The organism is Kitasatospora sp. NPDC094028 (assembly GCF_049543595.1).
GTDB lineage: Bacteria > Actinomycetota > Actinomycetes > Streptomycetales > Streptomycetaceae > Kitasatospora.
Window position 1 is genome coordinate 254204 of record NZ_JBMVFA010000002.1, and the last position, 12380, is coordinate 266583.

Annotated in this window: 11 protein-coding genes; 6 read left to right on the plus strand and 5 right to left on the minus strand. The window is 70.5% G+C overall.

Annotated features, from left to right (window positions below; translation table 11 throughout):
• Positions 1-139 precede the first annotated feature (139 nt).
• The 5 genes from ACPC54_RS04165 to rpmH form a co-directional block, all read right to left on the minus strand.
• Positions 140-670: a Jag family protein gene (locus tag ACPC54_RS04165; protein ID WP_498960973.1), complete on the minus strand. Its 531-nt coding sequence runs from the start codon at positions 668-670 to the stop codon at positions 140-142.
• An 82-nt stretch (positions 671-752) separates the two neighbouring features.
• The gene (gene yidC, locus ACPC54_RS04170; protein WP_498960975.1) at positions 753-1904 is read right to left on the minus strand and encodes a membrane protein insertase YidC; all 1152 of its coding nucleotides are present in this window, start codon (positions 1902-1904) and stop codon (positions 753-755) included.
• 3 nt (positions 1905-1907) lie between these two features.
• The gene (gene yidD, locus ACPC54_RS04175) at positions 1908-2222 is read right to left on the minus strand and encodes a membrane protein insertion efficiency factor YidD (RefSeq protein WP_375891840.1); all 315 of its coding nucleotides are present in this window, start codon (positions 2220-2222) and stop codon (positions 1908-1910) included.
• On the minus strand, positions 2219-2647 hold the full coding sequence (rnpA, locus tag ACPC54_RS04180) for a ribonuclease P protein component (RefSeq protein WP_498960977.1): 429 nt from the start codon (positions 2645-2647) through the stop codon (positions 2219-2221). The genes yidD and rnpA overlap by 4 nt, the downstream gene beginning before the upstream one ends.
• Positions 2648-2666: 19 nt before the next feature.
• Positions 2667-2804, minus strand: a complete 138-nt coding sequence (gene rpmH / locus ACPC54_RS04185; protein WP_030059672.1) for a 50S ribosomal protein L34 — start codon at positions 2802-2804, stop codon at positions 2667-2669.
• A gap of 355 nt (positions 2805-3159) precedes the next feature.
• Between rpmH and dnaA the strand changes: the two genes are divergently transcribed.
• From dnaA to gyrB, 6 genes are all read left to right on the plus strand, one after another.
• Positions 3160-4980 carry a chromosomal replication initiator protein DnaA gene (gene dnaA, locus ACPC54_RS04190; protein ID WP_498960980.1) on the plus strand — a complete coding sequence of 607 codons (1821 nt, stop codon included), beginning with the start codon at positions 3160-3162 and terminating at the stop codon, positions 4978-4980.
• Between the two features lie 950 nt (positions 4981-5930).
• Entirely contained in the window at positions 5931-7061 is a 1131-nt protein-coding gene (gene dnaN, locus ACPC54_RS04195) for a DNA polymerase III subunit beta (RefSeq protein ID WP_498960982.1), read from the plus strand.
• A gap of 189 nt (positions 7062-7250) precedes the next feature.
• Entirely contained in the window at positions 7251-8126 is an 876-nt protein-coding gene (gene gnd, locus ACPC54_RS04200; RefSeq protein WP_498960984.1) for a phosphogluconate dehydrogenase (NAD(+)-dependent, decarboxylating), read from the plus strand.
• 57 nt (positions 8127-8183) lie between these two features.
• On the plus strand, positions 8184-9320 hold the full coding sequence (recF, locus tag ACPC54_RS04205; RefSeq protein ID WP_498960986.1) for a DNA replication/repair protein RecF: 1137 nt from the start codon (positions 8184-8186) through the stop codon (positions 9318-9320).
• A 109-nt stretch (positions 9321-9429) separates the two neighbouring features.
• On the plus strand, positions 9430-9981 hold the full coding sequence (locus ACPC54_RS04210) for a DciA family protein (RefSeq protein ID WP_498960988.1): 552 nt from the start codon (positions 9430-9432) through the stop codon (positions 9979-9981).
• Positions 9982-10237: 256 nt separating this feature from the next.
• The gene (gene gyrB, locus ACPC54_RS04215) at positions 10238-12259 is read left to right on the plus strand and encodes a DNA topoisomerase (ATP-hydrolyzing) subunit B (RefSeq protein ID WP_498960990.1); all 2022 of its coding nucleotides are present in this window, start codon (positions 10238-10240) and stop codon (positions 12257-12259) included.
• The last annotated feature ends 121 nt before the right edge of the window (positions 12260-12380 follow it).

The following is a 12380-nucleotide window of genomic DNA, read 5'->3' on the forward strand; positions in this document are numbered from 1 at the left end:
CGCACTGTTTCACGTGGAACATCTCCCGCCGAACGCCACGCCCCGCGAAGGGACGACGACCCCGCCCGCACGAGGCGGACGGGGTCGCGTCCGGTGAAGCCCACCGGCCACCGAGGCGGCCGGTTGTCGACCTGCCGGCTCAGACCGGCAGCACGACCACGCACCGCTGGGGCTCTTCGCCCTCGGACTCACTGCGCAGACCGGCGGCCGCGACCGCGTCGTGGACGACCTTGCGCTCGAACGGCGTCATCGGCCGCAGCTTGACCTGCTCGCCGGAGCTCTTCGCCTGCTCCGCCGCCTTGGCGCCGAGCGTCGCCAGCTCGGTGCGCTTGCGGGCCCGGAAGCCGGCGATGTCCAGCATGAGGCGGCTGCGCTCGCCGGTCTCCCGGTGCACGGCCAACCGGGTCAGCTCCTGCAGGGCCTCCAGCACCTCGCCGTCCTGGCCGACCAGGCGCTGCAGCGCGCGGTCGTTGCCGTCGCTGACGATGGACACCAGGGCGCGGTCACCCTCGACGTCCATGTCGATGTCACCGTCGAGGTCCGCGATGTCGAGCAGACCCTCCAGGTAGTCCGCCGCGATGTCGCCCTCCTGCTCCAGACGCGCGACGAGGCTCTCGTCGGCGCTGGCAGCGGCCTCGGCCTCGACGGCGGAGGTGGTGCCTTCCGTCACTGATGGACTCCTTCGGAGTTGGGCCCAGTCTGGTGGGCCGGGAACGAAGCTCTGCGCGCTGTCACGACAGGTCCGGGACCGGTCAGGACTTCTTCTTCGGCCGCTGGCCGCCACCGCGCTTGGGCTGCTGCCGGGCGCCCGGCTTGGGGCCGGCGGGCTTGGCCGCGGTCTGCTTGGCGGCCGGCTTGGCACCGGACTCGGCCGGGACGGCCTCCTCGGCGGGCTCCGCCGGGGCGTCCTCGCCCGCCTCGGCGACCTGCGCGGCACCGCCCTGCTGGCGCTGGGCCTTGGTCTGCCGCCGGGGCTGCTGGCGGCTCGCCCGGACCGACTCCTCGACGACCGCGGCGGCGGAGGCCGCCTCCTCGATGGCCGCCTTGGACGGGGGCAGCATGCCCCAGAGCGCGCCCTTGATCTCCGTACCGTCCGGACGCAGCCGGCCGGCCTTCTTCAGCCGCTCCTGGCGGTCCTGGAAGGCCTTGCTGCCCGGGGTCGGGTTGTTGTGGATGACGATCAGCTGCTGGCCCATCGACCAGACGTTGGTGGTCAGCCAGTAGACCAGGACACCGACCGGGAAGTTGATGCCCATCACGGCGAACATGACCGGGAAGACGTACATCAGCATCTTCTGCTGCTGCATGAACGGCGTCTTGACCGTGAGGTCGACGTTCTTGGTCATCAGCTGGCGCTGGGTGATGAACTGCGACAGCGACATCAGGATGATCATCACCGCGGTGACGATCTTGACGCTGGTCTCACCGCTGCTGACGAAGGTCGCGGAGAGCGGGGCGCCGAAGATGTGCGCCTTGCCGGCGCTCAGCAGCAGGTCGCCGTGGATGACGCCGATCGACTTGCCCTTGGCGACCGAGGCCAGCACGCCGTAGAGGGCGGTGAAGAACGGGGCCTGCACGAGGATGGGAAGGCAGCTGGAGAACGGGTTGGTACCCGCCTCCTTGTACAGCTTCATCATCTCTTCGGACTGGCGCTGCCGGTCGTTCTTGTAGCGCTCCTGGATGGCCTTCATCTTCGGCTGGATCGCCTGCATGGCCCGGGTCGCCTTGATCTGCTTCACGAAGAGCGGGATCAGGCAGATCCGGATGACGACCACCATCGAGGCGATGGACAGACCCCAGGCCCAGCCACCGTCCGGGTCGAAGATGTGGCTGTACAGCGAGTGGAACTGGACGATGATCCAGGACACCGCCGTGTAGAGGGGACTCAGAAAACCGAAGGTCACCGGTCAGACTCCTTGGGCATCGGGCTTCGCCACCGGCTCCGGCTCGGCGGTCCCGCTCTTGGGGCTCAGCAGATCGCGCAGCCGGCGGTGCCACACCGGGTGCTTGCGCGGCGGTACGTGGTCCACCCCGCCGGGCGACCACGGATTGCAGCGCAGGATGCGCCACACGGTCAGCCCGCCGCCCTTGACCGCCCCGTGCACCTTCACGGCCTCGAAGCCGTAGTGCGAGCAGGAGGGGTAGTAGCGGCAGACCGGACCGAGCAGTGGGCTGATCGTCCACTGGTAGACCCTGATCAGGCCCATCAGCAGGTACTTCATCGCCCTGCTCCCGTCGGCGCCGCGGCGGCGGGCTCCGCCCTCAGCAGCCGCTTGAGCGCCGCGTCCAGGTCCCGTTCGAGGTCCTGGTACGAGGCGGTCGCGGCGGGGGGGAGCGCGCGCACCACTATCAGGCTACCGGCGGGCAGCCTGGACAGGCGATCACGGATCAGGTGGCGCAACCGGCGCTTGACCAGGTTGCGAACGACCGCCGGGCCGACGGCCTTGCTCACGACGAAACCCGCACGCGCCGAAGGAGTCCCCTCGGCGACGTGCGGGCGGGAGTCGCTGGTCCGGTCGGTCGGCCCTGGCTGGGCGTCCTCTCTGCTGAGATGGACGACCAACAGGGGCCGGCCGGCCCGGCGACCGCGTTTCACCGCGGTCGCGAAGTCCTGGCGCCGCCGCAGCCGATTCTCGGAGGGCAGCACAACAGACCCTTGGTGTGGATCAGGCGGACAGGCTGGCGCGGCCCTTGCCACGGCGGGCGGCCAGGATGGCGCGGCCGGCGCGGGTACGCATACGCAGCCGGAAGCCGTGGGTCTTCGCGCGACGACGGTTGTTCGGCTGGAAGGTGCGCTTGCTCACTCGGGGGCTCCTGAGGTGAATCGTAGGATGACGGGGAGTCGCTTGGCCGTCACCGTGCGTCCGCGTGATCTCCCCATGTTTCGGAAATCCGGCCCATCGCCCCAGTTCGGCTGGGGTTTCAGGCAATCCACGGCGCCCGTGCTGCGCGCCTTATGGAGCGGGTGGACCCGCGGACATGCGGCAGCGGCCATCGACAACTCGACCTGGTTACGGTACGCGGGACGGGGTCCGAGGGTCAAACCGGACCTCCCCGACCCGGGTTTCCCACAGCCTGTGGACAACGACTTGATCCGGCTCTGTTCGCTGACTACCGTTGCAGGACTTGTCTGGTTTGTTCATCGGAAAGCGTGCACCAGTGGCTGATCACAACAGCGACCTCGTCCCGGTCTGGACGAGGGTCGTCGAGCGGCTGGTCAACGACCCGGACGTCGGGGAGATGGACAAGCAGTGGGTGCAGCGCACCCAGCCGATGTGGATGATGCACGACACCGCCCTGCTGGCGACCCCCAACGAGCGGGCCAAGCAGGTGCTGGAGGGCCGGCTGCTGCCGCAGCTCACCGAGGCCCTCAGCCGCGAGCTGAGCCGCCCGGTGCGGATCGCGGTGATGGTCGACGCCAACGCCGTGCCCACCACTCCCGCGCCGGCCCCGCAGCCGCCCGTCGAGCCGTACCCCGGCCCGGTCGAGGAGGGCACCGGCGGCTACGGCGGCCCGGGCTACCAGCAGCCCTACGAGCCGGACTACGAGCACCCGCAGGACTACGAGCGCCCCCGCTACGACACCGGCGGTTACGAGCAGCGCCCCGCGCCGTACGGCGGCCAGCCGGGCCCGCAGTCCTGGCCCGGCTACCAGGAGCAGCAGGCGCCGTACCGCGAGCACGAGGAGTCCGCGCCCCGCCAGGCGCCGCGGCCCGTCCCCAGCCCGCCCTCGACCACCCAGGGCGACCTGTTCGGCGGCGCCTACGGCCCCGGCCCGAACGAGCAGCCCCGCGCCGGCGCCGGCCGCCGCTCCCCCGGCTCCCGCCCGACCGGCGGCCGCCCGGCCGAGAAGGCCCCCGCCGAGCCCGCCCCCGAGCGCCCCGGCGTCCCCGGCGTGCCCGCCCCGCCCGGCGCTCCGCCGGCCGGCGGCTCCCGCAAGGACGAGCCGGCCGCCCGGCTGAACCCGAAGTACCTCTTCGACACCTTCGTCATCGGCGCCAGCAACCGCTTCGCGCACGCGGCGGCGGTCGCCGTCGCGGAGGCGCCGGCCAAGGCGTACAACCCGCTCTTCATCTACGGCGAGTCCGGGCTGGGCAAGACCCACCTGCTGCACGCCATCGGGCACTACTCGCGCAGCCTCTTCCCGGGCACCCGGGTGCGGTACGTGTCCTCGGAGGAGTTCACCAACGAGTTCATCAACTCGATCCGGGACGGCAAGGCGGACACCTTCCGCCGCCGCTACCGGGACATGGACATCCTGCTCGTGGACGACATCCAGTTCCTGGCGAGCAAGGAGTCCACGCAGGAGGAGTTCTTCCACACCTTCAACACCCTGCACAACGCGAACAAGCAGATCGTGCTGTCCTCGGACCGGCCGCCCAAGCTGCTGACCACGCTGGAGGACCGGCTGCGCAACCGCTTCGAGTGGGGGCTGATCACCGACGTCACCCCGCCGGAGCTGGAGACCCGGATCGCGATCCTGCGCAAGAAGGCGATCCAGGAGCAACTCAACGCCCCCGCCGACGTGTTGGAGTTCATCGCGTCCCGGATCACCCGCAACATCCGGGAGTTGGAGGGCGCGCTGATCCGGGTCACCGCCTTCGCCAACCTGAACCGGGCGCCGGTGGACCTGGAGTTGGCCGGGATCGTCCTCAAGGACCTGATCCCGGGCGGGGACGAGGACGCCGGCCCGGAGATCACCGCGCAGGTCATCATGCAGCAGACCGCCGCGTACTTCGGCCTGGGCGTCGACGACCTGTGCGGATCCTCGCGCAGCCGTGTACTGGTGACGGCGCGTCAGATCGCCATGTACCTGTGCCGGGAGCTGACCGACCTGTCACTGCCGAAGATCGGCGCGCAGTTCGGCGGCCGCGACCACACCACGGTGATGCACGCGGACCGCAAGATCCGCTCGCTGATGGCGGAGCGGCGCTCGATCTACAACCAGGTCACCGAACTCACCAACCGCATCAAGAGCTAGCGGCGGGCCGGGTGCCCACGGACACCGGCACGGCCACGCGAGGGCGTCAGGAGCGATCCTGACGCCCTTTTCGCGCATTCGCAGGTGTGCGCGGCGCGCCGGCGGGGCAGAGATGTCCCGACGGACGTGCCACCGATCCACAGCCCGCGCCGAACAACTGACCGGTGATTCGAAAACCCGGGGAGCGCGAGGCGGTTGTCCACAGGAACGGGGCCTTCCACACCGTCCACAGGCCGGGGCTCCCGGAGTTATCCAGAATTCGTCCACAGCGCGGCCACCGCTACGCTCTTCCGCGCAGGTCAGGTGCCTGTGGACTTGTGCACAACGGTTATCCACAGGGTGTGGACAATTGACGGGCCACCAGTGGGCCGTCCGGGTTATCCACCGCTTGTCCCCAGGGTGAGGGCGGTTATCCCCAGCTTGTCCACAGCGGCGTCCACAGTTCGACAACCTTGGGGCCCTGTTCATGCCCTGGTGTGAAAGGCGTCACGAAAAGTTGACCGGCCACCGTGGATAACCCGGCCCGGATCTGGGGACAGTCCTGGGGATAACCTGTGGATACCGAGCGTGGGCTGTGGGTAACGCTCCGCCGTCCACAGCACCGGCTGTCCGTCCACAGCCGCCGTCCACACCCGCTGTGGACAAAATTCGGGCGCTGACCTGCGGAAACAGGGTTATCCACGGTTTCCACAGGCCCTACTACTACCGCTACACAGATAGAGCTCGGAACTGCTTTCCAAGTGGGTGGGCCCGAAATCTGTGGACAACCGCTCCCCGACATCTGTTCGGCTCGCTTCCGCCCGTCTGCCCCGTCTGTCGGTGGAGTACGTCAGACTGTCCTCGGCAGACTGGAAGCGGAGTGGCATCGCTCGGCGGACAGGCGAACCGACGATCAAGATCAGACGAACCAGAGTGCGAGCGGGAGCGCTCGATCCAGGAGGCGGTTACCGGTGAAGTTCCGGGTGGAGCGTGACGTCCTCGCGGAGGCGGTGGCCTGGGCTGCCCGCAGCCTCCCGGCACGGCCGCCGGTGCCGGTGCTGGCCGGCCTGCTGCTGACGGCCCAGGACGGCAGCCTGGCGCTGTCCGGCTTCGACTACGAGGTCTCGGCCCGGGTCGAGCTGGAGGCGGACGTCGAGGAGGCCGGCACCGTCCTGGTCTCCGGCCGCCTGCTGAACGACATCTCCCGCAACCTCCCCAACCGCCCGGTGGAGATCTCCACCGATGGCCAGCGGGTCAGCGTGGTCTGCGGCAGCTCCCGGTTCACCCTCCCCACCCTCCCGGTGGACGAGTACCCGGCGCTGCCCCAGATGCCGACCGCGACCGGCACCGTCTCCGGTGACGTCTTCGCCTCCGCCGTCAGCCAGGCCGCCGTGGCCGCCGGCCGGGACGACACCCTGCCGGTGCTCACCGGTGTCCGGGTCGAGATCGAGGGCGACCGGATCACCCTGGCCGCCACCGACCGCTACCGCTTCGCCGTCCGCGAGCTGCTGTGGAAGCCCGAGCAGTCGGACATCTCCGCGGTCGCCCTGGTGCCCGCCAAGACCCTGCAGGACATCGCCAAGTCCCTGGGCAGCGGCGACAACGTCTCCATCGCGCTCTCCTCGGGCGGCGCGGGCGAGGGCCTGATCGGCTTCGAGGGCGCCGGCCGCCGGACCACCACCCGGCTGCTGGAGGGCGAGTTCCCCAAGTTCCGCAGCCTCTTCCCGACCGAGTTCAGCGCGGTCGCGGCGATCCAGACCCAGCCCTTCCTGGAGGCGCTCAAGCGCGTCTCGCTGGTCGCCGAGCGCAACACCCCGGTCCGGCTCAGCTTCGAGCAGGGCGTGCTGACCCTGGAGGCCGGCTCGGGCGACGACGCCCAGGCCACCGAGCGGGTCGAGGCGGACCTGGAGGGCGACGACATCTCGATCGCCTTCAACCCGGGCTACCTGGAGGAGGGCCTCAAGGCCATCGACTCCGCCTACGCCCAGCTCAGCTTCACCACCCCGACCAAGCCGGCCCTGCTCAGCGGCAAGGCCGCGGTGGACGCCGAGGAGGACAAGGCGTACCAGTACCTGATCATGCCGGTGCGTCTCTCCGGCTGATGCCCGGAACAGGGGCGATCCCGGTTCGCGGCGTTACCCACAGGCTGTGCACACCCGCTGTGCACAGCCTGTGGGCGTCTCCCCCGGTCGGCCCGGCTGCGGAGAGCCCGTCCCGGCCGGAAGCGTAGGCTCGGGGCGTGCGGCAACGGCGCCGCCGGCAGGCACGTCACCACAGGTAAGGACTTGGTCATGGAGCTCGGCCTCATCGGTCTCGGCAAGATGGGCGGCAACATGCGCGAGCGGATCCGCCGCGCCGGCCACACCGTCATCGGCTACGACCGCAACCCGGACATCTCCGACGTCGCGAGCCTGCAGGAGCTCGTCAGCAAGCTGCAGGGCCCGCGCGTGGTCTGGGTGATGGTCCCGGCCGGCGCCGCCACCCAGGCGACCGTCGACGAGCTCGCCGAGCTGCTCTCCCCCGGCGACGTGGTGGTCGACGGCGGCAACTCCCGTTGGACCGACGACATCAAGCACGCCGAGGCGCTGGCCGCGAAGGGCATCGGCTTCGTCGACTGCGGCGTCTCCGGCGGCGTCTGGGGCCTGGAGAACGGCTACGCGCTCATGTACGGCGGCGACGCCGAGCACGTCGCCAAGGTCCAGCCGATCTTCCAGGCGCTCAAGCCCGAGGGCGAGTTCGGCAACGTGCACGCCGGCAAGGTCGGCGCCGGCCACTTCGCCAAGATGGTCCACAACGGCATCGAGTACGCGATGATGCAGGCCTTCGCCGAGGGCTGGGAGCTGCTGGAGGCCGCCCCCGAGGTCACCGACGTGCGCGAGGTCTTCCGCAGCTGGCAGGAGGGCACGGTCATCCGCTCCTGGCTGCTCGACCTGGCCGTCCGCGCCCTGGACGAGGACGAGCACCTGGCCAAGCTGCGCGGCTGGGCCGCCGACTCGGGCGAGGGCCGCTGGACCGTCGAGGCCGCGATCGACCACGCGGTGCCGCTGCCGGCGATCACCGCCTCGCTGTTCGCCCGGTTCGCGTCCCGCCAGGACGACTCGCCGCAGATGAAGATGATCGCCGCGCTGCGCAACCAGTTCGGCGGCCACGCGGTCGAGTCGAAGTAATCCCCACCGGGCTTCATCCACAGCCCTGTTGATAGAAGGCGAGCGCAGTCCACAGCCATGCACGTCGCGCATCTGTCGCTCGCCGACTTCCGGTCGTACGCCCGGGCCGAGGTTCCCCTCGACCCGGGCGTGACGGCCTTCGTCGGGCCCAACGGCCAGGGCAAGACCAACCTCGTCGAGGCGATCGGCTACGTCGCCACCCTGGGCAGCCACCGGGTCGCCACCGACGCCCCGCTGATCCGCCTGGGCGCCGAGCGGGCGGTGATCCGCACCTCGGTGGTGGACCGCGGCCGCGCCACCCTGATCGAGCTGGAGCTCACCGCGGGCAAGGCCAACCGGGCCCGGATCAACCGCTCCGACAACGTCCGCCCGCGCGACGTGCTGGGCCTGCTGCGCACCGTGCTGTTCGCCCCCGAGGACCTCAGCCTGGTCAAGGGCGATCCCGGTGAACGCCGCCGCTTCCTGGACGAGCTGCTGACCGCCCGGGCGCCGCGGCTGGCCGGGGTCCGGCAGGACTACGAGCGGGTGCTCAAGCAGCGCAACGCCCTGCTGAAGACCGCCGCGATGGCCCGCCGGGCCGGCGGCGGCAAGGGCGCCGATCTGTCCACCCTGGAGGTCTGGGACGGCCATCTGGCCCGCGCCGGAGCCGAGTTGACGGCCTTCCGGATCCAGCTGGTGGCCGCCCTGCAGCCACTCGTCTCGGCCGCGTACGGGCAACTGGCCCCCGGCGGCGGCGAGACCACCCTGGAGTACCGCAGCTCCTTCGAGGGAGCCGAGCTGCCGACCAGCCGCGAGCAGGCCGAGGAGCAGCTGCTCGGCGCCCTGCAGGCCGCCCGCAAGCAGGAGGTCGAGCGCGGCCTCACCCTGGTCGGCCCGCACCGCGACGAGCTGGTGCTCAAACTCGGGCCGCTGCCCGCCAAGGGCTACGCCAGCCACGGCGAGTCGTGGTCGTACGCATTGGCGCTGCGGCTGGCCTCGTACGAGCTGCTGCGCGCGGACGGCGGCGAGCCGGTGCTGGTCCTGGACGACGTGTTCGCCGAGCTGGACGCGGCCCGCCGGGACCGGCTGGCCGAGCTGGTCGCGGACGGCGAGCAGGTGCTGGTGACGGCCGCCGTCGCGGAGGACGTGCCCAAGGCGCTGGCCGGCGCCCGGTTCGCGGTCGCGGACGGCGCCGTCCGCCGCGTCGACGCCTGAGCCGTCCCCCACCCCTTCGCCGCCGGGCGCACCCGGCGGCCCGTCGCGCGTGCGCTCCCGTACGCTGGATCGCTCAGCGTTGTCCACAGGCTGGGGAAAGGAGATCGCCGTGAGCGAGCCGGCAGAGGCTGGGTCCTCCTCCTCCGGTCCCCGGCCCGGCGGCGAGCCGACCGGCGCCGACCTCGCCCGTTCGGCGCTGCGGGCGGCCCGCGCCCAGGCCAAGCAGCGCGGCGAGCAGGTCCAGCAGAAGCGCGAGGCGAAGCGGTACGGCCTGCGCAGCGGCGCCCGCTCGGACGGCCGTGACCCCGTTCCGCTGGGCACGGCGCTGAACCGGCTGCTGACCGAGCGCGGCTGGGAGTCCTCGGCGGCGGTCGGCGGGGTGATGGGCCGCTGGCCGCAGATCGTCGGCCCGGACATCGCCGCGCACTGCCACCCCTCTTCCTACGACGACGCCGCCGCGGTGCTCACCGTGCAGTGCGACTCCACCGCCTGGGCCACCCAACTGCGCTGGCTGGCGCGGCAGTTGGTTGCGCGTTTGAATCACGAGCTGGGCCACGGCACGGTCCGGACCATCAAGGTGCTCGGCCCGGCCGCGCCCGCCCGCGGCTACGGCCGGCTGCGCGCGCCGGGGAGCAAGGGCCCCGGCGACACCTGGGGCTGACCGGCGCCGGCCGCGCCCGGAACGGATCCGAATCCTCCGGAACCCCTGACAGCCCTTCCAGGCGCTCTGGGCCCCCCGGTCGAGTATCGGGACATGTGCAGAGGGGATTCAGGGCGGCGTATCTGCCTTCAAGGGCTGCCAAACGCCCATCTCTGTCAGTCCTACCGGTAGACTGAAGGGCAAACACTGTTGCTAGTGGCAACCGAGTCGAAACGCCGTGGTCGCACGCTCGCCCGTGGGGGCGGGGTTGCGGCCCGTGCTGTGCCAGAGAGGGCGCTTCGTGGCCGATTCCGGCAACCCCAGCCAGACCCCAGACCAGACCGACCAGGGCGAGAAGTCCTACAACGCCAGCAACATCCAGGTGCTGGAGGGCCTCGACGCCGTCCGCAAGCGTCCCGGCATGTACATCGGCTCGACCGGTGAGCGTGGCCTGCACCACCTGGTGCAGGAGGTCGTGGACAACTCCGTCGACGAGGCCATGGCCGGGCACGCCGACACCATCGACGTCACGATCCTGCCGGACGGCGGCGTGCGGGTGGTCGACAACGGACGTGGCATCCCGGTCGGCATCGTCCCCGGGCAGGAGAAGCCGGCCGTCGAGGTCGTGCTCACCGTGCTGCACGCGGGCGGCAAGTTCGGCGGCGGCGGGTACGCGGTCTCCGGCGGTCTGCACGGCGTCGGCGTCTCGGTGGTGAACGCGCTCTCCACCAGGCTCGCGGTGGAGATCCACACCGACGGCCACCGCTGGACGCAGGACTACAAGATGGGCGCGCCGACCGCGTCGCTGGTCAAGAACGAGGCCACCGAGCGGACCGGCACCAGCGTCACCTTCTGGGCCGACCCGGACATCTTCGAGACCACCGTCTACTCCTTCGAGACGCTCTCCCGGCGCTTCCAGGAGATGGCCTTCCTCAACAAGGGCCTGTCGATCTCGCTGACCGACGAGCGCCCCGAGCACGTGGACGAGGACGGCAAGCCGCTCACCGTCACGTACAAGTACGACGGCGGCATCGCCGACTTCGTCGCCCACCTCAACTCCCGCAAGGGCGAGGTCATCCACCCCTCGGTCATCGACTTCGAGGCGGAGGACAAGGACAAGGCGATCTCGGTGGAGGTCGCGATGCAGTGGAACTCCTCCTACACCGAGGGGGTCTACAGCTTCGCCAACACCATCCACACCCACGGCGGCGGCACCCACGAGGAGGGCTTCCGCGCGGCGCTGACCGGTCTGGTCAACCGCTACGCGCGGGACAAGAAGCTGCTCCGCGAGAAGGACGACAACCTCTCCGGCGAGGACATCCGCGAGGGCCTGACCGCGATCATCTCGGTCAAGCTCGGCGAGCCGCAGTTCGAGGGCCAGACCAAGGACAAGCTCGGCAACACCGAGGCGAAGACCTTCGTCCAGAAGGTCGTCCACGAGCAGCTCAACGACTGGCTGGACCGCAACCCCAACGAGGCCGCGGACATCATCCGCAAGTCCATCCAGGCCGCCACCGCGCGCGTCGCCGCCCGCAAGGCCCGCGACCTGACCCGCCGCAAGGGCCTGTTGGAGTCCGCCTCGCTGCCGGGCAAGCTCTCGGACTGCCAGTCCAAGGACCCGTCCGAGTGCGAGATCTTCATCGTCGAGGGTGACTCCGCCGGCGGCTCGGCCAAGCAGGGCCGCGACCCGCGCACCCAGGCCATCCTGCCGATCCGCGGCAAGATCCTGAACGTCGAGAAGGCCCGGATCGACAAGGTGCTGCAGAACACCGAGGTCCAGGCGCTGATCTCGGCCTTCGGCTGCGGCATCCAGGAGGACTACGACGAGTCCAAGCTGCGGTACCACAAGATCGTGCTGATGGCCGACGCCGACGTCGACGGTCAGCATATCCGCACCCTGCTGCTCACCCTGCTGTTCCGCTTCATGCGGCCGCTGGTCGAGTCCGGGTACGTCTACCTCGCCATGCCGCCGCTGTACAAGATCAAGTGGGGCAAGGACGACTTCGAGTACGCCTACTCCGACCGCGAGCGCGACGCGCTGATCGCCGCCGGGGTCGAGGCCGGGCGCCGGCTCCCCAAGGACGACGCGATCCAGCGCTTCAAGGGTCTCGGCGAGATGAACGCCGAGGAGCTCCGGGTCACCACCATGGACGCCGAGCACCGGCTGCTGCTCCAGGTCACCCTGGAGGACGCCGCCCGCGCCGACGAGCTGTTCTCCGTGCTGATGGGCGAGGACGTCGAGGCCCGCCGCTCCTTCATCCAGCGCAACGCCAAGGACGTCCGCTTCCTGGACGTGTGACGCGCCTGCACCCCAGGCCCCGCACGTACCAGTCCGCGTGAAAGGAAACTGACCACCAGTGGTCGACGACAACCGTCCCGACGGCGAACAGCCCGAGACCCCCGAGGCCGCCGAGGCCACC

What these genes read in the sequence shown, in the direction of transcription:
- yidD (WP_375891840.1), bottom strand. Translation starts at nt 2,222, where the DNA reads ATGAAGTACCTGCTGATGGGCCTGATCAGGGTCTACCAGTGGACGATC.
- gnd (WP_498960984.1), top strand. Translation starts at nt 7,251, where the DNA reads ATGGAGCTCGGCCTCATCGGTCTCGGCAAGATGGGCGGCAACATGCGC.
- recF (WP_498960986.1), top strand. Translation starts at nt 8,184, where the DNA reads ATGCACGTCGCGCATCTGTCGCTCGCCGACTTCCGGTCGTACGCCCGG.